The organism is Lachnoanaerobaculum sp. ICM7, assembly GCF_000287675.1.
Classification (GTDB): Bacteria; Bacillota; Clostridia; order Lachnospirales; family Lachnospiraceae; genus Lachnoanaerobaculum.
Genome location: NZ_ALJL01000028.1, coordinates 25,472 through 48,708 on the forward strand (window position 1 = coordinate 25,472; position 23,237 = coordinate 48,708).

At 36.3% G+C, this 23,237-nt stretch carries 20 protein-coding genes; 18 read left to right on the plus strand and 2 right to left on the minus strand.

Going from position 1 to position 23,237, the window contains the following annotated elements:
* Nucleotides 1-28 precede the first annotated feature (28 nt).
* The gene (gene uvrA, locus HMPREF1140_RS09690; protein ID WP_009663682.1) at nt 29-2,851 is read left to right on the plus strand and encodes an excinuclease ABC subunit UvrA; all 2,823 of its coding nucleotides are present in this window, start codon (nt 29-31) and stop codon (nt 2,849-2,851) included.
* A gap of 207 nt (nt 2,852-3,058) precedes the next feature.
* Nucleotides 3,059-3,502: a Dps family protein gene (locus HMPREF1140_RS09695; RefSeq protein ID WP_009663748.1), complete on the plus strand. Its 444-nt coding sequence runs from the start codon at nt 3,059-3,061 to the stop codon at nt 3,500-3,502.
* A gap of 50 nt (nt 3,503-3,552) precedes the next feature.
* Here the strand turns inward: HMPREF1140_RS09695 and HMPREF1140_RS09700 are convergent, their stop codons facing one another.
* Nucleotides 3,553-4,419, minus strand: coding sequence for a nitroreductase family protein (locus tag HMPREF1140_RS09700; protein WP_009663784.1), 867 nt, complete (start codon nt 4,417-4,419; stop codon nt 3,553-3,555).
* A 408-nt stretch (nt 4,420-4,827) separates the two neighbouring features.
* Here HMPREF1140_RS09700 and HMPREF1140_RS09705 point away from each other — a divergent pair, with 408 nt between their 5' ends.
* From HMPREF1140_RS09705 to brnQ, 11 genes are all read left to right on the plus strand, one after another.
* Nucleotides 4,828-5,841, plus strand: a complete 1,014-nt coding sequence (locus HMPREF1140_RS09705; protein ID WP_009663714.1) for a LacI family DNA-binding transcriptional regulator — start codon at nt 4,828-4,830, stop codon at nt 5,839-5,841.
* An 87-nt stretch (nt 5,842-5,928) separates the two neighbouring features.
* Nucleotides 5,929-6,858 (plus strand): ribokinase, encoded by a 930-nt coding sequence (gene rbsK, locus HMPREF1140_RS09710; RefSeq protein ID WP_009663680.1) that lies wholly within the window; start codon nt 5,929-5,931, stop codon nt 6,856-6,858.
* 48 nt (nt 6,859-6,906) lie between these two features.
* The gene (locus HMPREF1140_RS09715; RefSeq protein WP_009663661.1) at nt 6,907-7,347 is read left to right on the plus strand and encodes an RbsD/FucU family protein; all 441 of its coding nucleotides are present in this window, start codon (nt 6,907-6,909) and stop codon (nt 7,345-7,347) included.
* A 12-nt stretch (nt 7,348-7,359) separates the two neighbouring features.
* The gene (locus HMPREF1140_RS09720) at nt 7,360-8,445 is read left to right on the plus strand and encodes a substrate-binding domain-containing protein (RefSeq protein ID WP_009663709.1); all 1,086 of its coding nucleotides are present in this window, start codon (nt 7,360-7,362) and stop codon (nt 8,443-8,445) included.
* Between the two features lie 19 nt (nt 8,446-8,464).
* A complete protein-coding gene (locus HMPREF1140_RS09725; RefSeq protein WP_009663772.1) occupies nt 8,465-9,976 on the plus strand; it encodes a sugar ABC transporter ATP-binding protein in 1,512 nt (503 codons plus the stop codon).
* Nucleotides 9,977-9,985: 9 nt separating this feature from the next.
* Complete coding sequence (locus HMPREF1140_RS09730; protein ID WP_007590757.1) at nt 9,986-10,954, plus strand: ABC transporter permease; 969 nt, start codon at nt 9,986-9,988, stop codon at nt 10,952-10,954.
* Between the two features lie 222 nt (nt 10,955-11,176).
* Nucleotides 11,177-12,568: a GntP family permease gene (locus HMPREF1140_RS09735; protein ID WP_009663723.1), complete on the plus strand. Its 1,392-nt coding sequence runs from the start codon at nt 11,177-11,179 to the stop codon at nt 12,566-12,568.
* Between the two features lie 216 nt (nt 12,569-12,784).
* A complete protein-coding gene (locus tag HMPREF1140_RS09740; protein WP_009663669.1) occupies nt 12,785-14,293 on the plus strand; it encodes a tetratricopeptide repeat protein in 1,509 nt (502 codons plus the stop codon).
* On the plus strand, nt 14,293-15,588 hold the full coding sequence (locus HMPREF1140_RS09745) for a DUF4026 domain-containing protein (protein ID WP_009663732.1): 1,296 nt from the start codon (nt 14,293-14,295) through the stop codon (nt 15,586-15,588). The genes HMPREF1140_RS09740 and HMPREF1140_RS09745 overlap by 1 nt, the downstream gene beginning before the upstream one ends.
* 12 nt (nt 15,589-15,600) lie before the next feature.
* The gene (locus HMPREF1140_RS09750; RefSeq protein WP_009663677.1) at nt 15,601-16,053 is read left to right on the plus strand and encodes a YhcH/YjgK/YiaL family protein; all 453 of its coding nucleotides are present in this window, start codon (nt 15,601-15,603) and stop codon (nt 16,051-16,053) included.
* Nucleotides 16,050-17,366, plus strand: coding sequence for a branched-chain amino acid transport system II carrier protein (brnQ, locus tag HMPREF1140_RS09755; protein ID WP_009663775.1), 1,317 nt, complete (start codon nt 16,050-16,052; stop codon nt 17,364-17,366). The genes HMPREF1140_RS09750 and brnQ overlap by 4 nt, the downstream gene beginning before the upstream one ends.
* A 41-nt stretch (nt 17,367-17,407) precedes the next feature.
* Here brnQ and HMPREF1140_RS09760 read toward each other — a convergent pair whose 3' ends face one another.
* A complete protein-coding gene (locus tag HMPREF1140_RS09760) occupies nt 17,408-18,238 on the minus strand; it encodes an N-acyl homoserine lactonase family protein (protein WP_035620323.1) in 831 nt (276 codons plus the stop codon).
* Nucleotides 18,239-18,382: 144 nt separating this feature from the next.
* On the opposite strand from HMPREF1140_RS09760, the gene HMPREF1140_RS09765 reads away from it, so the two are divergent.
* From HMPREF1140_RS09765 to HMPREF1140_RS09785, 5 genes are all read left to right on the plus strand, one after another.
* Nucleotides 18,383-19,009 (plus strand): ribonuclease domain-containing protein, encoded by a 627-nt coding sequence (locus HMPREF1140_RS09765; protein WP_009663685.1) that lies wholly within the window; start codon nt 18,383-18,385, stop codon nt 19,007-19,009.
* A 10-nt stretch (nt 19,010-19,019) separates the two neighbouring features.
* Nucleotides 19,020-19,298 carry a barstar family protein gene (locus tag HMPREF1140_RS09770; protein WP_009663744.1) on the plus strand — a complete coding sequence of 93 codons (279 nt, stop codon included), beginning with the start codon at nt 19,020-19,022 and terminating at the stop codon, nt 19,296-19,298.
* A gap of 31 nt (nt 19,299-19,329) precedes the next feature.
* Nucleotides 19,330-21,051 (plus strand): single-stranded-DNA-specific exonuclease RecJ, encoded by a 1,722-nt coding sequence (recJ, locus tag HMPREF1140_RS09775; protein WP_009663684.1) that lies wholly within the window; start codon nt 19,330-19,332, stop codon nt 21,049-21,051.
* A gap of 79 nt (nt 21,052-21,130) precedes the next feature.
* A complete protein-coding gene (gene glyA / locus HMPREF1140_RS09780) occupies nt 21,131-22,378 on the plus strand; it encodes a serine hydroxymethyltransferase (protein WP_009663727.1) in 1,248 nt (415 codons plus the stop codon).
* A 61-nt stretch (nt 22,379-22,439) separates the two neighbouring features.
* On the plus strand, nt 22,440-22,964 hold the full coding sequence (locus HMPREF1140_RS09785; protein WP_009663773.1) for an adenine phosphoribosyltransferase: 525 nt from the start codon (nt 22,440-22,442) through the stop codon (nt 22,962-22,964).
* Nucleotides 22,965-23,237 lie beyond the last annotated feature (273 nt).

Here is a 23,237-nt window from a genome sequence, read left to right on the forward strand (position 1 = left end):
CTGTTCGAACATGTTTATGGAGATAATAATGGATACAAAATATATAAAAATAAGAGGTGCCAATGAGCACAATTTAAAAAATATATCAGTGGACATACCAAGAGGAGAATTGGTTGTTTTAACAGGGCTTTCCGGTTCCGGAAAGTCCTCTTTGGCGTTCGATACCATATATGCTGAGGGACAAAGAAGATATATGGAGTCAATGTCTTCATATGCCAGAATGTTTCTGGGACAGATGGAAAAGCCTGATGTGGAAAGTATAGAGGGGCTGTCCCCTGCGATTTCAATAGACCAAAAGTCTACGAACAGAAACCCGAGGTCTACAGTGGGTACCGTTACGGAGATTTATGATTACCTCAGACTTTTGTATGCAAGAATAGGCATTCCTCATTGTCCTTGTTGCGGTAAGGAGATACATAGACAGAGTATTGATCAGATGGTCGACAGGGTGCTTACACTTCCTGAAAAGACCAAGTTTATGATACTTGCACCTGTGGTAAAGGGTAAAAAAGGAAGACATGAGAAGGTACTTGAAAGTGCAAAAAAATCAGGCTATGTGCGTGCTATGATAGATGGAAATATGTATGAACTCAGCGAGGAGATTACACTGGAAAAGAACATCAAGCACAGCATTGATATTGTAATAGACAGACTTTCAGTAAAGGAAAATATAGAAAAAAGGCTTACAGATTCATTGGAAGCCGCTCTAAATCTTGGTGGAGGCTATGCAACCATTGATGTAATAGACGGTGAGCCTATGAAGTTTTCACAAAACTTTGCCTGTCCTGATTGCGGTATTTCAATTGATGAGGTGGAGCCGAGAACCTTTTCTTTTAACAATCCATTCGGAGCCTGTCCGGACTGTGCAGGACTTGGATACACCATGGAATTTGATGAAGATCTGATGATTCCCGATAAATCACTTTCTATAAATCAGGGAGCTATAATAGTACTTGGTTGGCAAAGCAGCAATGATAAAAAAAGCTTCAGCAATGCTATGCTAAGAGCACTTGCAGAAAAGTTTAACTTCAGTCTGGATACACCTTTTGAGGATTATCCGAAGGAAATACATGATATATTGATTTACGGTACTACTGAGCAGGTGGATGTAGCTTATACCGGCCAGAGAGGTAGCGGAGTATATCCTGTTATATTTGAAGGTCTTATAAAGAACATGGAAAAGCGTTATAGAGAGACATTTTCACAGTCTGCCAAGGAAGAGTATGAGCAGTATATGAGAATTGCACCATGTAAGTCATGTGGTGGAAGGAGGCTTAAAAAAGAGGCTCTGGCTGTAACTCTTGGCGGAAAGAATATATATGATGCTACAGATGCGTCTATTACCGATTTTAGAAACTTTATAGATTCTTTGGAACTTACAAAGATGCAGGAAGCTATAGGAGCATTAATTTTAAAGGAGATCAGAGCAAGAGTTACATTCCTTATAGATGTAGGTCTTGACTATCTAAGCCTTACAAGAGCGACAGGTACACTTAGCGGCGGTGAAGCACAAAGAATAAGACTTGCTACTCAGATAGGTTCTGGGCTTGTAGGTGTGGCATATATACTGGATGAGCCGAGTATAGGACTCCATCAAAGGGATAATGATAAGCTGCTTGCTACTTTAAAGCATCTAAGAGATATAGGAAATTCAGTTTTGGTGGTGGAGCACGATGAAGACACTATGATGGAAGCCGACTATATAGTTGATATAGGTCCGGGAGCCGGAAGTCATGGCGGAGAGGTAGTGGCTACAGGAACCGCCAAGGAAATAATGGCAAATCCGGATTCAATTACCGGTAAGTATCTTTCAGGTGAAATAAAGATACCTGTTCCGGAAAGCAGAAGAACACCTACAGGTTGGCTTAAAGTCAAGGGTGCGTCTCAAAATAATCTAAAGAGTATAAATGTAGATATACCTACAGGAGTGATGACCTGTGTTACAGGTGTTTCAGGCTCAGGTAAGTCTTCTTTGGTAAATGAAATAGTATATAAGGCATTGGCAAAGAAGCTAAACCGTGCTCATACTATTCCGGGCAAGTATAAGTCAATAGAAGGTACAGAGCAGCTTGATAAGGTAATTGCAATAGACCAGTCACCGATAGGAAGAACTCCAAGATCAAATCCTGCCACATATACAGGTGTATTTGATATGATTAGAGACTTGTTTGCGGCAACTCAGGATGCCAAGATGAGAGGATATAAGAAGGGGAGATTTAGTTTCAATGTAAAGGGTGGAAGATGTGAGAGCTGTTCAGGTGACGGTATCATAAAGATAGAGATGCATTTCCTGCCTGATGTATATGTACCATGTGAAGTTTGTGGTGGAAAGAGATACAACAGAGAAACTTTGGAAGTAAGGTATAAGGGTAAATCCATATATGATGTACTTGATATGACTGTGGAGGAGGCTTTAACATTTTTTGAGAATGTGCCTACTATAGCAAGGAAAATACAGACTTTGTATGATGTGGGGCTTTCTTATATCAAACTTGGTCAGCCGTCTACAGAGCTAAGCGGTGGAGAGGCTCAGAGAATAAAGCTTGCAACTGAGCTTTCAAAGAGGGCTACAGGAAAGACTATTTATATCTTAGATGAGCCTACTACAGGTCTTCATTTTGCAGATGTACACAAACTGGTGGAGATACTTAGAAGACTCTCAGACAGTGGAAATACAGTACTTGTTATAGAGCATAATTTGGATGTTATAAAATGTGCCGATTATATAATAGATATAGGTCCCGAAGGCGGTGCAGGAGGTGGCGAAGTGGTAGCTACAGGTACACCTGAGGAAATAGCTGATATAGAAAAGTCATATACGGGAAAGTATGTGAAGAGATATTTGTATTAAAGTTATATAAGTATACTGTATACATGTGCAATAAGAGTTGATTTAGCAATAAAAAATGATAAAATATAATTGCCTCTTGATAGAGACTATCATTTCAAAAGTTTTATATCAGCAGATATATTTGAAGCTTAATATTAATTTTTGAAAAGTTGGAGGTGATAGAAATGGATTGCATAAATGGTATTGTTTTGCAGAAAGGAATATTTTATGAAACAGGAATTACTTGCAAAAATGAATGCTTATTTAGCAAATCAGGAGATTATGTACATCAAACTACATAATATGCACTGGAATCTGAAGGGACATGGATTTTTCACTCTTCATTCCAAATTAGAGGAATATTATGATCAGACAGCCGATATTATTGATGAGGTGGCTGAGAGAATACTTGCTAAGGATGCTCTACCGATAGCTAACTTAAAAGAAGCGTTGGAAATTAGCAAGGTAAAGGAACTTCCGGACAAAGCCATCAACATTGACGAGGCTATTCGCATACTCACTATTGATGTTGAATACTGGGTAAACGATTCAAAGGAAATTGTGGAATTGGCTGATAAGGAAGGCGATGTCGTTACCGCAGATATTTTTACAGGCTATGTAAAAGAATATGAGAAGACATTGTGGATGCTTAAGGCATTTGCACAAAACTAAACACTAAAAAGCTCAAGGCACAGTCGGAAATGGCTGTGCCTTTTAAAAATTTAAATATCCAAAACAGCTACTAAAATATAATCACTCGGATTTTTAAAATCATGTTTGATATTTGAAACATCAAGGCTCCAGTTTCCGATTCCCGAATACTTTGATGACAATATCATATGGAAGTTGAGCATTGCAGCACCGAGTCCAAGGAAATTATCATCATCTGTAACCATCTCGTCAAGCTGGTTAAACAGATAGATATGAGTTCCGTTTATAACGAAGCGATAATTTTGATGATTCAAAAAGCTTGGTGAAAGGCTGGCTGCATAAAGTGCATCGGCAATGACAGGATCCGCATATTCATCATCAAAATTATATGGGGTATTGAAGTCACTATCAAATGCCAATGCAGTAACAGCAATTTTTGGAGCGATATGTCCGGATTTACTGCTGATACTTACATTTGAAGGTGAGTGTATATCTATCTTTGTAGTATCCTTTTCTTTTTTGCCATAACCAAATGCAATCACAGTTGCTACAGCAAGGTCTGAATCAATAAGTAAAGCCTTCTTTACTATATCGTCATCATCGCATGTAAGGTAGCATGAGGACAATCCCATTTCTTCAAGCTTTAATAAAATATGCTCAGACACAAATCCTGCATTTATAAGGTAATTATCCTTTTCTTCAGATAACATAACAAGATAGGAAGGAGCATTAAAGGCATTTCCACGATATCCGACCACGCCTGTAAGTCTTTGAGCAGTATCTTCATTTGAAAATATAAGTAATTGAGTATTCACGTCAAAAAGATTTTGAGCTGAATTAAAAAATCCTGTTATCTCATCTAATTTAGCTTGCTCAACAGGTTTTCTGAGAAAATCTCTGATAGAATTTCTCTTTTCAATAAGTTCTAAATAATTCATACATTTATTCCCTCCACAGTACAAATTCCAAAAGATTAAATTATATATATTATACAAAAAAAAGTCTGTAAGGTCAATTTTATATATGTTTTTATTTGAAAAACATATTGCAAAGGCATTTTTTATCGGATTGTTAAAGATAGTTTTTTAAAATAAAATTTTACTTTAGAGTTATGTAAGAATATAGAGAAAAATGCACAAAAAATAAAATATATTATCGCTATATAAAATTATAAAAAGTTAAAATAGCTAAAAATAATTAAAACAAAAATCCTGACGGGAAATATGTACAATTATTTAAAGTAAGTATAGTAAATTTGCCTATATACAAAAATATAGTAAGTGATATTATCATATTTATATAAGATGAAATCGGTTACATAAATACTGATACAGGATGGTTTTAAATTGAACATAAAAGAGATTGCCAAACTGGTTGGAGTGTCATCGGCTACTGTATCCAGAGTGTTAAATAATTCAGGATATGTTAAAGCTGAAACCAGAGAAAAGGTTTTACAAGTAATAAAGGAGAACAATTATATACCAAGTGCTATTGCCAGAAGTCTTAGTAATAAAGAGACCAATAGCATAGGTGCCATTATTCCGGATATTCAAAATGAGTTTTTTGCAAAGCTTATTTCAGGAATAACCGAATCGGCAGATAGACATGGTTATAATATGGTGCTTTTAAATTCCAATGAAGATATAAATAAGGAACATGAGATACTTTCAATGGTGGAATCACAACACTTCAAGGGAGTTATTATAACGCCGGTTGCATATAATGATACTATAACCAAAGATTTTTTATTAAGATTTGAAAATGTAGGAATACCGGTTGTACTTGTAGATAGAGATATAAGATCGACATCTTTTGCAGGTGTATTCGTAGACAATTTTAAAGGTGCATTTGACGGTGTAAATGAGCTGATAAAAGCGAATCACAAAAGAATTGCTATTATTAGCGGACCTGAGACATCCAGACCGGGAAAAGACAGGTACAGAGGATATATAGCCGCATTGGAAGAACAAGGTTTAGATGTAGATAAAAAGTATATAGTACATGGAGATTTTAAAGTAGATAAGGCGTATGAGTGTACAAAAGAGCTGTTAAGTTTAGAGCAAAAACCTACTGCTATATTTACGTCAAATAATCTTACAACAATGGGATGCTTGAAGTATCTTACTGAGAATAATATAAAACTGGGAAAAGACATTTCAGTTCTTGGATTTGATGATATAGATGCTTTAAAAATGATTGGATATAATATATCAGTCGTAAGCAGGGATGCAGGTTTGCAGGGTGAAGAGGCAATGGAATTGTTACAGGAACGTTTTATAAAGCGGGACGGTATAGACGGAAAACAGGTAATGGTTCCATACAAGATTATACTTAGAGGCTCTGAAAAGTGTGAGAAGTGAACTTAGACTATATTTTTGTTGTAAAATATGTAACCGATTACATAATAAAAATATAGACGAAATAAATTTATAAAAAAGGGAGGTAAAATGAGCAAAGCAGTTGTTTTTGGAAGTTTTGTGGTCGACTTAATGGCCAGAAGTCCACATCTTCCGGTTCCCGGAGAGACAGTCAAGGGAAGTTATTTTAAGATGGGGCCGGGAGGAAAGGGATTCAATCAATGTGTAGCGGCTCACAAAGCCGGAGCGGATGTTGTCATGGTGACAAAACTGGGAAAAGATACCTTTGGGAAAGTAGCGACGGATACTATGGACAGCTTAAATATGCCAAAGGAACATCTCTTATTTTCAGATACTGAGGATACGGGAATAGCACTGATCTTAGTTGATGAAAATACGGCACAAAATGAGATAATTATAGTTCCATGTGCGTTAAACACAATAACAGATGAGGAAGTAAAAGGAACTGAGAAGATTCTGGAGGATGCCGAATATGTATTATTACAATTGGAAGTGAATCAGAGTGCAAATGAAAGCATAGTTAAGTTGGCTAAAAAGCATAATTGTAAGGTGATAGTAAATACGGCACCATATTCTCCTGTTTCAGATGAGTTCTTGTCAGATGTATATATGGTAACTCCTAATGAAGTAGAGGCAAGAGAAATCACTGGGGTAGAAGTAAAGGATCTTGAAAGTTGTGATAAGGCTGCAAAATTCTTTAAAGAAAAGGGGGTTGAAATTGTAGTTATTACTTTGGGTGAGATGGGTGCCTATGTTTGTACAAATGAACAGTCCACAATAATTCCACCGTATAAAGTAAAAGCGGTCGATACTACCGGAGCGGGTGATGCATTTAATGGAGCATTATTAGCAGCGCTAACAGAAGGAAAGGATATTTTTGAGGCGGTAAAATTTGCTAATGCAGTAGCAGCATTATCTGTACAAAAATATGGAACAACACCTTCTATGCCTGACAGAAATGAAATAGAAGATTTTATTTTGGCCCAAACCAAAAAATAGGGCAAAATATAAGATAGTAGTATTAAGTTCAAATTAAGGAGAGATGGTATGTTAAAAGGAATTCCTGAAATAATAGGTTCAGATTTACTGAAGGCTATGGCGGATATGGGACATGGTGATTTATTGGTTATTGCAGATGATTTCTATCCACCATTCAGTAAAAGTCCAAATGCAAGAAGTATACAGGCAAAGGGAAATACCGCACCTGAGATGTTGGAAGCAATACTTAAGCTTTTGCCGATTGATACAGAATATGTAGCTCATCCTGTGGAGTACATGGTTCCGGATAATGATTCGGGAATAGTTATGGAGAGCAATCCTGTATGGAGCGATATTAAAGTTGTAATGGAAAAGTATGGTTACAAGGATGCAGTAGGTACTATTGAAAGAACAAAGTTTTATGAAAAAGCAAAAGATGCATTTGTAACGGTGTGTACAAGTGAGAGACAGCCTTATGGCTGCATAATATTACAAAAAGGTGTAATGTAAAAGGAGGACAATATGAGAAAAACAGCTTTATTTTTAGCGGCAATGATGGTTTTAGCAACCGGTTTAACAGGATGTGGTGGAAAGACAACTACAGGAGAAAATACTCAAAACAGCAGTGCAAATGAACAGGCTGCTCAAGGAGGAGATGAGAAAACTTATGATATAGTATATCTTTCTCCATCAACAGCTTCACAGTTTTGGACTTATGTAGGTATTGGAATTGAGAATGCTAAGAAGGATTTGGAAGAAAGTAAAGGCATAAAGATTAACTTTTCTACTGTAGGTCCTGCACAGGAAGCACAAACAGAGGACTATATAACAGCTTTTGAACAGTGTATAGCAAAGAAACCGGCAGCAATTGTAACTGCAACTTTAGCAATAGACGCAACTATACCAAAGGCTGCAGAAGCTACAAACAACGGTATTGTTTTAAACTTTGTAAACTGTGGCTTAGGAGTTGGAGATGATGGGGCAAATGCAGACACATATAATCAATTCTACTATTGCTCTAATGATACTATTGGAGAAATGGCTGCAGAGGCATTTGTAAATGCGGCTAAAGAAAAAAATATTGCTTCAGGTGTAGTCGGAGTAAATATGAATGTTGAAAATGAAGCTTTAAATCACAGAATTCAAAGTTTCAGAGATTATATGGCAAAGAATGCGCCGGAATTCGAATTAACAGATACATACTATAACGGAAATGTTGTAGAGACAGCTCAAAGTAATGCAGAAAATGTTATTTCAACATATGGTGATAAGCTTGTAGGAATGTATTCAGGAAATAACATAACAGGTGACGGAGTTTGCCTGGCAGTAGCTTCAGCAGGTATTGGATCAAAGATAGTTTCAGTAGCTGTTGACTCAGATGATAGTGAGATTGAAGCATTGAAGGCAGGAAATTTAAATGCAATTATTGTTCAGGATGCGTATGCACAGGGTTATAAGTGCATGGAGAATGCAATCTTAACACTTTTAGAAGGGAAAAATCCTGAAAGTAAGAAGCAGGTAAATTGTCCACCTGTAGTTATAAATTCTGAGAATATGGCATCTGAAGAAATGCAAGATCTGTTAGATCCTACAAGACTAAAAAAATAAGATTAAGGTGGCATAAACCATGGAAGACTTAATATTGAAAGTGGAAAATGTATCTAAATACTATCCGGGAGTTACAGCACTGAATAATGTCAGTTTTACAATAAAAAAAGGTGAAGTAAGAGCACTGGTTGGAGAGAATGGTGCGGGAAAGTCTACATTGATTAAATGTATTATGGGTGTTGAACGACCGGATACAGGTCATGTCGGTATGAACTATAATGGTGAATGGGTTATAAATACCGATGCATTGGAAGCACAAAGGCATGGGGTATTTGCTAATTACCAAAATGTAAATATTGCAGACGAATTGAGTGTGGCAGAGAATTACTTTTTAGGGAATCAACCACGCAATGCTTTTGGTATTATAGACTGGAAGAAAATGAATGAAGAAAGTTCCAAGATATTACATAAATTTTCTATGGACATTGACCCAAGAGAAAAAATAAATAGGCTGCCACTGGCAATGCAAGCAATGGTTACCATCAGTAAGATAGACCTAAATAAAAATATAAAACTGGTTATTTTTGATGAGCCTACCGCACTTTTGGAGAATGAAAAAACAAAGATTCTCTTTGACTTTATAAAGTCTTTGAAAGAGCAAGGAGTAAGTGTCATTTATATTTCTCACAGGCTGGAAGAAATAATGGATATATGTGATAGTGTAACAGTACTAAAAGACGGTACTTATGTAGACACTCAGCCTATTGAAAATGTGAGTAAAGATATACTTATTTCAATGATGGTAGGTAGAGAAATGTCAGACATATATAATATCAGACATTTTAAACCGGGAAAAGAGTTGCTGAGAGTAGAGCACTTTTCAGATGATGATAATTTTAGAGATATAAATTTTCAGGTTCACGAGGGTGAAATAGTCGGGTTTGTAGGGTTGGTTGGTGCCGGAAGAAGTGAAGTGATGAGAGCTTTATGTGGTCTAAGTCATAAAACAGGAGATGTTTATATTAGAGAGACTAAAACTGATATAAAAAATCCGGCAGACGCTATGGAAAAAGGTATAAGTTTTTTAACGGAAGACCGCAGAAAAGACGGATTGGCACTGCAGTTACCGATAAGTATAAATATTAATATGAATTCCTATAAAATGATAAGTAGTAACGGAGTTATATCTTTAAGCAAAGAGATTGAAAGAGCAAAGGATTTTTGCAAAAAGGTAAATGTAAAAACTCCGAATATTTCACAATTGGTGGGAAATCTTTCAGGTGGTAATCAACAAAAGGTCGTTATTGCAAAGTTACTTTGTTTAAATCCTGATATATTGATTTTTGATGAGCCTACGGTAGGTGTAGATGTAGGTGCCAAGGAAGAAATATATAAGATCATGGAGGATCTGACTTCGCAAGGTAAGGGAATTATATTGATATCTTCATATCTACCTGAAGTGATGGGATTATCAGATAGACTTATTGTGATGGCAGGTGGACAAGTCACGGGTGATTTTAATAGAGAAGAAGTAACTAAGCTTCGAGAAGAAGATGTGCTTTTATGTGCATCACATGAAGCCGTAGTATAGGGGGAATAGATGTTAAATAAGGATAAAACATTCAAATTAAAAGATTTAGCTAAACATACAGAGTTTACATTAATAATTATTATAGTTGGTTTGTTTATATTGGCATCTGTTTTTACCGAGAATTTTTTCTCAACCTATAACATTACAAATCTTATGAAGCAATGTGCTATCATTGGAGTTTTGGCTGTAGCACAGACCATTATAATATCAACAGGCGGTATAGACATAAGTGGTGGTGCTATAACAGGGCTATCCTGTATGGTTTTGGCACTGTTACAAAGAGATACCAATTTAAATGTATTTGTTACACTGATTATAGCTGTCATAGTATCTGTTATTGCAGGATTTATTAACGGATTTATAATACATGATTTTAAAGTACCTCCAATGATTGCTACATTGGGAAGTGCAACAATTATCAGAGGTATAGTAAAGATAATCAGTAAAGCGCTGACAGTCAGTGGATTAAATAAGGGTATTTTGGATATGGGTAATCTCAGTCTTTTCAATTTAATACCTGTATTGGCTATCATATGGATAGCGGTAGCGATTATTATTTTCTTGGTATTGAAGTATACAATATTTGGACGAAATCTGTATATCATAGGTAGTGGAGTTGAAGTAGCAAGGCTTAGCGGTATTAAAGTAAGAAAAATGTTCTACTCTGTATATGCTTTGGCAGGATTATTATATGGAATAGCAGGAATAATGTTGGCCGCCAGAGTACAGTCGGCACTTCCTACAGGAGGTGAGGGCTATGATATGAATGCCATTGCGGCAGCTGTAATAGGTGGTGCATCACTTTCAGGTGGAAGAGGAACTGTAAGCGGTACTTTACTCGGAACTATACTCATGGTTATTATTAATAATGCCGGAGTACAATTCGGATTGAATACCCATATTCTGGAAATAACAAGTGGTGTTTTGATAGTATTTGCTGTAACAATGGATATGTTAAAGAATAGAGTAAAAAAATAGAATACGAATATTTCCAATAAAAACGTCAAGTCTTGTTGCTTGGCGTTTTTATTAGAAAACGATTGTTAAAAAAGTATTCTTTCTATAAAATTTATTGTTATAATTGCATTTATTAGATATTATGATATAATAAATTTACAATATTATTAAGTGGAGTAGGGTATAAATATTAACAATTATGAAGTGATTTTATACTCATATGTCTAGACAAGGAGGAATTTTATGACAGGTTTACCACTTATATTCGTGTTTATTTTGGCGGTTATCGTTATGATAGTTGCCATCTCAAAGTTTGGTGTACATCCGTTTATATCGATTATGTGTATATCACTTATTTTGGGACTTGTAGCAGGAATACCGCTTGTAGATAAGACATTGGAAGACGGAACAAAGATACAAGGTCTTGCAAGTGTTATCGGAGCAGGATTTGCAGGTACTTTTTCAAGTATAGGTATTGTTATTATACTTGGTGCTCTGATCGGAACAATTTTGGAGAAAACAGGTGCGGCTTTTAAACTGGCAGATATGGTTATAAAGCTGGTTGGAAAAAATAATCCTGTTTTGGCAGTAGAGCTTATGGGTTGGGTGGTTTCAATTCCTGTATTCTGTGATTCGGGATTTGTTATCTTAAACCCTATCAGAAAGGCTTTGGTAAAGAGAACCGCTCAGTCATCTGTAGCTATGACAGTTGGACTTTCTGCTGGTCTTTACATTTCACATGTATTTATACCGCCTACACCGGGACCTATAGCGGCAGCTTCTACACTCGGTATCGGTGATAATCTCTTACTTGTAATGGGTATGGGTGCAGTATGTTCTATATTCCCTCTTTTAGCCGGTTTATTCTATGCTAAATTCATCGGCAAGAGAGTAAAAGCTGATGATGAGGCTGATTCAGGTGAAGTTACAAAGACATATGAAGAGCTTGTGGCAGAATATGGAAAGCTTCCAAGTGGATGGCTGTCTTTAGCACCTATTTTAGTTCCTGTATTACTTATGGCTATTGCATCAATAGTTGCAATGATGAAGATGAGCGGTACAGGTGCGGATGTTTTAAAGTTCCTCGGAACACCTATTATAGCTCTTGCAGTCGGTACAGTTTTCGGTGTATTACAGCTCCAAGGTGCAGGTAAGATGAAGGACTTCTACAGCATTACAAATGATACGTTAAAGACTGTAGGACCTATATTGTTTGTGACTGCGGCAGGTGGTGTACTTGGTAAGGTTATAGCATCTTCAGATATGGTGAACTTTATAAAGGATCATGCAGCGGTTCTCAGCACAATGGGTATGCTTTTCCCATTCTTATTATCTGCTATTTTAAAGAGTGCACAGGGTTCATCCACAGTAGCTCTTACAACTACTGCAGGTATTGTGGCCCCACTGTTGCCGGCTCTTGGATTTGCAAGTCCAATGAGTGCTACACTTGTAACTATGGCAATCGGTGCAGGTGCAATGACAGTTTCACATGCTAATGACTCATATTTCTGGGTTGTTACAAACTTCGGTGCAATGACTCCTGAAAAAGGATATAAGACACAGACAGTGTGTACATTACTTTTAGGTATTGCAGGTATTGTTGAAATAATGCTTCTCAGCTTATTTTTACATTAATTAAACAGACTTTTATTAAGAGGCACAAATCTTATTTGCTTGTAAGACTTGTGCCTTATTTTTATTGAAAAATATTATATTATAAAATCTGCTGACAGTAATTTTTATATATGGTATATTTATATTGATTGCGCTTAAGGCGTTTTAAGGATGGATTCCTAAGTTTACTGATATAAGATCAGTAAGATAAAAATATAAATTTTATAGGAAAATAACATGGAATTACTTGAACAATGTAAAACCTGGAATGATGACGGTGAGTATGAGAGTGTAGTTGATGCACTTGAGATATTGCCGGAGAATGCCAGAACACCTGAGATGGATTCGGAACTTGCAAGAGCTTATAACAACATTGGAGAACCGGGGGAATATAAGTTGTTTGCGCAGGCACTTGAACTTTTAAAGCCTCATGAGGAGTACTTTAGAGGAAATCATAAGTATTATTTCAGGCTGGCATATTCATACTATTATTTGGATGAAGACGGACTTGCCCTACACTACTTCAAAAGAGCTTTGGATTCAAAGCCGGGAGACAGTGATACCATAGAAATGATGACTTCCTGTGCCGATATGCTGTCAGAATCGGATTTAAGAATAAAAATGTCTGACAGAGTAAGTTCAATGTGGGAAGGTGTAAGCAAAGATATAAATAAGTACAACAAACTTGATAAAGACTTTTATTCAAATGCTTTGTCCATCATTGCAAAAGGTATTAAGGAAATATCAAAAAGAACCGATGCACATATAATAGGTGACAGAGCAATGGAACTTGAGGCAGGTGATGATAAATCCGATATTTTCATGCTTCAATATATACTTGATAGGATGCCGAAAGACTTAAGAGAACATGTTGATTTAAAAATAGGTATATCACCGAAATCGGATATTCCCGATACATCTTTTTTTAACGACAGAGAGTATGATATAACAGGACTTAGATTTTTTGTCAGTGATGACAGGCAGATAGTTATCTATGCGGATGAATTCGATATGCCTCTGGAGGTGTTTGAGAAGCTCTTTATTGATATATTCGGTGAAATAGATCTGATGGCAAATGATTTTGAGTTTGATTTTGCAGATAAAGAGGATTTTGATTCTCCTAACGATGAGACTTGCAGCATAGTACTTAAATTTAAAAACAGAGAAGATTTTTTAAAGGAATGTGTTGACTACAGAGGACTTAGAGCATGTGCCGAGAGTAAGGGCGCAAGACTAGGAATAAATGCAAAAGACTATCTTAAAATGTATTCAGGCTATCAGTTGCCGTCTATAGTAGAGGATGAAATAAGAGAGGATATATATACAGGAACTACCTGTTTACCTTCTCTTGTAAGTGAGTATATGTCCTCGAATCTGTTTGATAAAATGCCGATAATGGATGAGTTATACAGAAACGGAGTTGCGGCCGGATTTTTCTGCTTCAGCATTGACCAAAAAAAATACTCGGATGATATGCTGGAATATGAGTTTGAAATAATGAACTTAAGGAATCAGCTTATTGAATATATCATGAAGAGGTTGAAAGAAAAAAACAGAGAACATGATATCGCATTCCTTGAGGGTGCAACCGGTAAAAAATACGGATATCTTGATTTTTTAATATTTGGAAGTTTTATGCTTATAATGAATACTGCATGTGATTTTTTTGAAAAGAATAAAATACCTTTTGCAGGCTATAAAACTTTTAGAAAAATATCAAAAATAATAACTTTTGTGGAGGACTAATGTTTAATTTTTTTAAGAAAAAGCAAAATGAGGTAGAGATACCACAGGTACAGCCTATGGCTGCATGGGAGGAAAACTCTTATATGCATGTACTTTCTGACCGAGTAGATGATGAAGATCTTAGCGGAGCCAAGAAAAGAATAGAGGCAATTGAGGGTGTAAAACTTATAGAGTTTAACGAAAGAGATGACGGATCAGGCAATCTTACATTGGAATATAAGGGTGAAGAGTATGGTGTAGGATTCTATTTTGAGGACTTTGTTTTGGAGAGTTTGTATTCTTTGCAGAACCAAAAGATTCATGATGAAGACTTTTTAGAGATAAAGGAAAAGGATTCTTCATTTGTTATTCATATGAATTTCAATAAAAATTATTTTGATTCATATCATTTACAGCTAAAGCTTATAATGGCATTTTTCCCGGATGCACTCGCTGTAGTAGATGAAAGTGCAGAGAGGCTTTTAAGTGGAAGATGGGTAAAACTTGCGGCAGAGTCAAGTGTTACACCTAATGCAGAAAGCTTATTTACAGTACAGGCAGTATTTGATGATGAGACAAAGAAAGTATGGCTTCATACACATGGTATGTGTAGAACGGGATTTTCAGAGTTTGAGCTCCTGGATATAAGCCAGGAAAATGCAAATGATATTTATTACTTACTAAATACAGTGGCTTGCAGAGTATTGTATCAGAATGAAGCTATAGAAGATTATATATTCCTTGGGGAGTTTATAGATGGAAATGAGATAGTTGTGGCACCACTGCCTTGGAATGTTGCTATTGAAAAATATCCTTCTACCATACTTGGAGGTCCTGCAGACAGAGTCGACAGTCATAATACAAACAGTCAGGTTATTTTCCTGTTCTTATCAGAGGAAGATGCAAACAATGCTAAATATACAAAGCCTTCCGAGGTAGAGGAAAAGCTTATTGAAAATCCGCTCTATTATTATACAAATGAGCAGACTGAACATATGAAGTTTATGGCAAGAGACAGATATGAACTTATGAAAAAGTCAATCCTGGAAAATCCAAGTTACAGAGCATTGATAAAGGTCGGATTACCTACAGACGGTGAGGATGGAAATCCTGATTATGAAAACCTTGAGCATATCTGGTTTGAACTTATAGAGTTTACAGAGGAAGGATTTAAGGCGGTGCTTACACAGGCTCCATACAGGGTTGCGGCCATGAAAGAGGGCGATGAGGGTGAATATACCGTCAATGATGTAACTGATTGGATTATTTATACAGATGAAATGAGTATAGATCCGAATACTGCATATTTATTATAAAGGGGTGGGGGTATGTTTTTTACAAACATAAAGCTTGCTGAGAAGTATAATTATTTAAATGAAAAGTTTTTGGCCGCATATGACTGGTTAAGAAACAATGATTTAAAGGCGTTGGAGCCGGGGAAGTATGAAATAATGGGCGATGATGTTGTCGCAAATATACAAGTATACGATACATTGCCTGTTGAAGAAAAAAGATTTGAGGCACATGATAAATTTTTTGATATCCAGTGTCTGGTGGAGGGTGTTGAATTTTTCGGAGTATGCAGTAGAGACTCTCTTAAAGTAATTGAAAGTATACCTGAAAAAGATGTAGTGTTCTACGATAAACCGGAGGTATACGGACATGTTATACTTTATCCGGGAGATTTTATAGTAGTAGCTCCGGAAGATGCACATATGCCCGGATGTGCACTTACTGCTCCTGCAGCTGCAAAAAAGGTGGTTGTAAAAGTAAGAGTATGATAAAAAAAGGTTTTTTAATCGGGCTGTTACTTTTCGGTATATTTTTTGGGGCGGGGAATCTGATTTTTCCTGCGGAACTTGGGTTTAGAGCCGGAGAGAATTTCTATCCTGCCATACTCGGTTTTGTATTATCAGGTGTAGGCATTGCGATAATTACCTTGGTACTTGGCACTATGGTAAAAGGCGGGTATAAAAATGAGATCAGCATAAAGGTGGACCCACATTACGCAACAGCCTATTTGACGTTACTCTACCTTGCTATCGGACCCTTCTTTGCAATACCGAGAACGGCAGGAACTTCATTTTCCATTGGAATAGCTCCTGTGACCGGCAATGGAAGATTGCCGCTACTTATATTCAGTGCAATTTATTTTTTATTTGCATATCTTATAGCCATCAATCCTTCAAAGTTAATGGATAGAGTAGGTAAGATACTTACTCCTATGTTTGCAATGCTGATAATTATTCTTATAGTGATTGGAAATATGAATTTCCATGCTATAAATCAGGGTGAGATGAGTGGTGTAATGTCGGCATTAAAAACCGGATTTCTTGAAGGCTATAATACTTTGGATGCACTGGCTGCAGTAAGTTTTTGTCTGATTGCCACTTCGAGTATAAAGACTTTCGGATTTTCTTCAAAGAAGGAATATATAAAGATAATGACTGTAGTGGGTATAGTAACAACTATATTCTTCAGTACACTTTACATAGGTCTTGGAGCATTGGGAAATAAATTCGGTATACCTGCAGATGTATTGGCAGATCCTGACACAAATATAGGAACTTATATATTGTCAAAAAGCTCATATGAGCTCTTTGGTAGCTTCGGACAGGTGTTTTTGGGTGCAATGACTATACTTACCTGCTTTACAACTACTGCAGGTCTTATAGTAGTGGTTTCTGAGTATTTTGTGGATACGTTCCCAAGATTTAAGTATAAAACATATGTGAATATATTTACTCTTATAGGATTTGCTATGTCAAACTTCGGACTTAATACTATAATTAAGATATCGGTGCCTGTACTTAGAATTTTATATCCTATTACAATAGTTATGGTTGCAATAATTATCTTAAATAAATTTGTAAGACTTTCAAAGTCGGGTATGGCAATTACAATGATTCTAACAACTGTTTTTTCAGGAATAGAAGTAATGGGAAGTGTCTTAAAAGTGAAGTCAATAAACTCTATTATGGCTCTGTTCATAGGAGGAGATTCCGGATTTTTCTGGATTAATATTGCTGTTTTGGGAATAGTATTATCACTTTTACTGAAAGATAAAATAAAGGGCGATAGCTTTGAAATATAAAAATGAGCTGTTATAGGGAAGACCTTATAACAGCTCGTTTTTTAGAATCTTAAAACTTTCATAGATGTTGCTTCATGTGATGCAAGACTGTAGGCACAGTTCTTATCAAGGGATTCCATTCTTACCCATTCAAGGGAACGCATGGTTGCTTCTTTATCAACTGTAACAGCAGGAGGAGCAAGCTCTTTCCATGCAAGTTCTCCGTATCCGGCATCAGAGTACAATAAAGTAAATTTGTTATTTTCAGATGTTACTTTTACTCCAAACATTCCTGCGGAATGTCCGTAAAGCTTCATAAGTATAATGGAGCCGTCGCCTAAGAGATCCAAAGATTTTTCAAAAGGACCTTCTTTGCCGTTCCAGTCAAAAATTGAAATATTTGCATTCTTCCACCAGCTTCTGGAATATCTTAAAGGATTTTTTACAGCAGCCTTTGCCTCATCTCTGGAAACAAGTATCTTTGTTTCTGAAGAAAAGTCTGCAACACCGCTGACATTTTCAAAGTCCAGATGTGTAAGAAGCACGTAGTCAATATCTTTTGGTGAAAGATTCAACTCTTCAAGTCTTGAAACAAGTGAAGAATCCTTTGGCAAATGAAAGCGTGTGGAAGCAAAGGTGAGAGGTGCTTTTATAGCTTTCAACTGCTTGTCAAAGCTAAGTGGTTCTTCAGATTCCAGCTCTCTTTTTATGCCTGTGTCTACAAGAATATTTTTGTTACCGGTTTGTATAAGGAATGAAAGTACCGGAATATTTACTCTATCATCACTTTTAAGTAATAAACCATGTGTCTGCGGATTAAAGCCGGTGTTTCCATTATATGCAAGAGAAGGAGCTACCATCACTTCTCCGGTTTGTAATATATGTATTTTCATAAATAACCATACCTTAAATTTATTTTTAGTTGTTTCAAATACTATTATACAAAACATAATAGCCAAGGTCAAACTTAATATATTTTTTGGTTGCTAAGACTTACCTCATTACGTATAATTATAGAAATGTGAGGTAAGAGAGAAATGACAAAAAAGAAAAAAGACGGTGGAAGTTTGCTGAAAAAACTGCTTTGGTGGCTTCCGATAATAATACTTGGCTTAATGTTTGCTCTGGGTGCATGCACAAGGCAGGAAGCAAAGAAAGAGAGCGCGAAAACAGAAAGCTCTAAGATAGAAAGTTCTAAAACGGAAAGCGTCAAAGACGGAAAAAATCAAAGTAAAGATTCGACAAGCAAAGAAGATACTACCACGATTGCCGAGTCTGAAGAAGAAACGCTTCAAGAAAGCGTAACAGAAAAAGAAGTACAGGTAGAAGAAAACGGAAATTATACTTCCAAGGAAGAAGTTGCACTATACATTCATACTTATGGAAAACTTCCGGTAAACTATATTACAAAAAAAGAAGCACAGGATATGGGATGGGATCCTTCAAAGGGAAATCTCTCAGATATACTGCCGGGAATGAGTATAGGCGGAAGTGCTTTCGGAAATTATGAGGGCGCACTCCCAAGAGCAAACGGAAGAAGATATTTTGAATGTGATATTGATTATGACGGTGGATACAGAGGTGCCAAAAGGCTTGTTTATTCAAATGACGGCCTGGTATTCTACACAGAAGATCATTACAATACTTTCGAACAAATATATTAGGGAAAATTAAATGAATAATATAACTTTGAAATTAGATAAATTTAGCGGTAAAAATGAGATACATAATTATTTGAAAAAGAAAATGAAATTTCCTGATTATTACGGCGGAAATCTTGATGCACTTTATGATTGTCTGACAGATATAAGTACAGATACAGCTGTAGATATAAGATATGATGAGGAAAATGATATGCAAAGAGCCGTGCTTGAAGTATTCAGTGATGCAGTGGCTACAAATACACATTTGGCTATAATAAAAACAAAGGTAAATAAGAAAAAGCAATTGTAAGTTCGTTTTGAAATTTTAGATTGGAGAATAGATGGAGTCAAAGTGGATGCTTTATACAAAGCGGGCTGAGTTTGAAAAAATATCAGCCCGTTTTAATATTTCACCGGTATTGGCAAGGATTATAATAAACAGGGATATAAAGGAAGAAGATTTTACGATATTTCTTCAAAATGATATGAGCCTTATGCATAATCCGAAAGACTTGACCGGCATAAATGAGGCTTATGATATCATAACGGAAGAAATAAATGCAGGAAAAAAGATAAGAGTAGTAGGAGACTATGATATAGACGGAGTATGCTCGTCTTATATTCTGGTAAGATCATTAAAATATTTCGGAGCAAATGTAGATGTTAGGATACCGGACAGAATAAAGGACGGTTACGGAATCAATGATAATATAATAAATGAAGCCGCAAATGACGGAGTGGATATGATTATTACCTGTGATAACGGTATTGCGGCACATTCTCAGATGGAGCTTGCAAGAAAACTTGGAATTAAAGTAATTATCACCGATCATCATGAGGTGTATCAAGAGAATGATAAAGATCTTTTACCTGTTGCAAATGTAGTAATAAATCCGAAAAGAAGTGATTGTGAATATCCTTTCAAGAGTATATGCGGAGGTCTGGTGGCATATAAGCTTATGGAATATATTTATGAGAAGCGAAATAACACAAAAAAGATTTATGATGATCCGGAGCTTAAAGATCTCTTAGAAGTAGCGGCTATAGCTACTGTCGGAGATGTTATGCCGTTAATTGATGAAAACAGGATATTGGTAAAAAACGGGCTGAAAAGTTTGATGAATACAAATAATCTTGGGCTTCAGGCTCTTATAAGGGCTACAGGTATGGAGGGTAAAAAACTCAGTGCGTACAGTATCGGATTTGTACTAGGACCATGCCTAAATGCCGGAGGAAGACTTGAAAATGCTCTGATTGCACTTAATATGTTTATGGCTGAAAGTAAAGAAGAAGCGGATGAATATGCCGCTCATTTAAAGGAATTAAATGACGAGCGAAAAGACCTTACATTAAAGAATGTAAAAAGAGCTATAGAGATTGCAGAAAATGAATATATAGATGATGATATTCTTGTAATACATTTAGATGATTGTCATGAATCAATTGCCGGAATAATAGCCGGAAGAGTAAGAGAGGCTCTTGGAAAACCGACTATCATACTTACGGAAGCCTTCGGAGAGGAAGATATGATAAAGGGATCTGGCAGGTCTATAGAAAGCTACAACATGTTTGAAGCACTATATGAAGTCAAAGATGTATTTGTAAAATTCGGCGGACATCATATGGCTGCCGGAATGAGCCTTGAAAAGAACAGGCTTGATGAGTTTAGAAACAGGCTTAATATGAATTCAAAACTTTGTGAAGAGGATTTTGTGCAAAAGATCTGGATAGATATTGCTCTTCCGTTTTCATATTTGAACCTCGATTTCGTGAGAGAACTTGAAAAACTTGAGCCTTTTGGAAATAAGAATGAAAAACCCAAGTTTGCCAGAAAAGATATAAAAGTACTTTCAAAAAAGGTACTCGGAAAGAACAAAAATGTTGTAAAGATGCTTTTGGAAGATACAGACGGGACTGTAGTGGAGGGAATCTATTTCGGTGACGGTGAAGAGTTCTTTGAAGACATAAAGGAAAGAAAAGAGATAGATATTATATATTATCCTGATATTAATGAGTATAATGGAAGAGAAAGCCTGCAGATAGTTATAAGTAATTATAGGTAAAAACATATAGCAAAGAGATTTGATTTATTGTATACTTTCATAGACAACAGCAATATAGTTGTAGTTAGGAGATAAAGATATGGTTAATGAAGTGATGAACTTTTTAAAGGAACTTGACCCTGAGGTTGGCATTGCGGTAGAAAAAGAGGCAAACAGACAGAGAAGAAATCTTGAGCTTATTGCATCTGAAAACATTGTATCCGAAGCTGTAATGATGGCAATGGGAACAGTCCTTACAAATAAATATGCCGAAGGATATCCCGGGAAGAGATATTACGGCGGATGTGAAGATGTAGATATAGTAGAGAGTATTGCAATTGAGAGAGCAAAGAAGCTTTTCGGCTGTGACTATGCAAATGTACAACCACACTCGGGAGCACAGGCAAATATGGCTGTATTTTTGGCAATGCTTGAGGCCGGGGATACAGTGCTTGGAATGAATTTGAATCATGGAGGACATTTGACACATGGTTCAGCTGTAAACTTTTCAGGAAAATATTTTAATATAGTACCTTACGGTGTAAATGATGAAGGCTTTATAGACTATGATGAGCTTGAAAAGATTGCCATCGAGTGTAAGCCGAAAATGATAATAGCAGGTGCAAGTGCATATGCAAGAACTATCGACTTTAAGAGATTCAGAGAAGTTGCAGATAAGGTGGGTGCATATCTTATGGTTGATATGGCTCATATTGCGGGACTTGTAGCTGCAGGACTTCATCCATCACCTATCGGAATTGCTGACGTTGTAACTACAACAACACATAAGACACTTAGAGGACCGAGAGGCGGACTTATTTTGGCAAACAAGGAAGCCGCTGAGAAATTTAACTTTAATAAGGCTGTATTCCCGGGAATACAGGGCGGTCCGCTTGAGCACGTAATAGCATCAAAGGCTGTATGCTTCGGTGAGGCTCTAAAGCCTGAATTTAAGACATATCAGGAGCAGATAGTAAAGAATGCCAAGGCATTGGCTGATGCTTTGATAGCTGAGGGATTCAATATCCTTACAGGAGGTACAGACAATCATTTGATGTTGCTTGATCTTAGAGGTACAGGTGTTACCGGAAAGGAACTTCAAAATAAATGTGATGAAGTATATATTACTTTGAACAAGAACACTGTCCCAAATGATCCTGAGAGTCCTTTTACAACAAGTGGAGTAAGAATAGGTACTCCTGCCGTAACAAGCAGAGGACTTGTGGAAGAGGATATGAAGACTATAGCAAGACTTATCAGAATGACTGCATTTGAGTTTGATACAAAGGCAGATGAGATAAGAGCTGAAGTTACAAAGCTTATGGATAAGTATCCTATCTATAAATAATATTGTAAATATTTCAGAAAGGCCGGCCCAATAGATATTTTGGGACGATTTGGTGTGTATTATGAAAGAATTAAAGGACTATGTAAGAAGTATCCCTGATTTTCCGGAGCCGGGAATCATATTTAGAGATGTTACCACTATATTACAGGATCCCGACGGACTTGCCCTGAGCATAGACGGCTTGAGAGCCGAGATCAAAGATCTTGATTATGATCTTATCTTGGGCCCTGAATCAAGAGGCTTCATCTTCGGTGTACCTGTAGCCTATGCAGAGCATAAGGCTTTTATCCCTGTAAGAAAAAAAGGTAAGCTCCCATGTGAGACTGTAAGCATGGATTACGATCTGGAATATGGCAAGGCTACAATAGAAATTCATAAGGATGCTATAAAGCCGGGCGACAAGGTTGTTATAATAGACGATTTGATAGCTACAGGCGGTACAATAGAGGCTATTACAAAACTTGTTGAAAGTCTTGGCGGTGAAATCGTAAAGATTGTATTTGTAATGGAGCTTGAGGGACTTAATGGCAGAGAAAAGCTTTCAAAATACAATATTGCCAGCCTTATAAAGTATGAGGGGAAATAAAAATTGAAATAGTATATGGGCATAACTCTTTATATACAAGGGTTATGCCTTTTTTGATTGTATAAAGGGTAGTACTAAATGCAACTATTGTAAAAGTTGAATATGTGTAAGACTAAATTTAACTTTAATATAGGGATAGTGAAAATAGACTTTTCATCTTAGGTATTACTTCTATATCAAAACTTGACAAAATTGTATTGGATTATTATAATTAAAATACAAATATCGTCGAATATTTAAGCAAATCAAATTTGATGTAGAAGTGAAATTTAT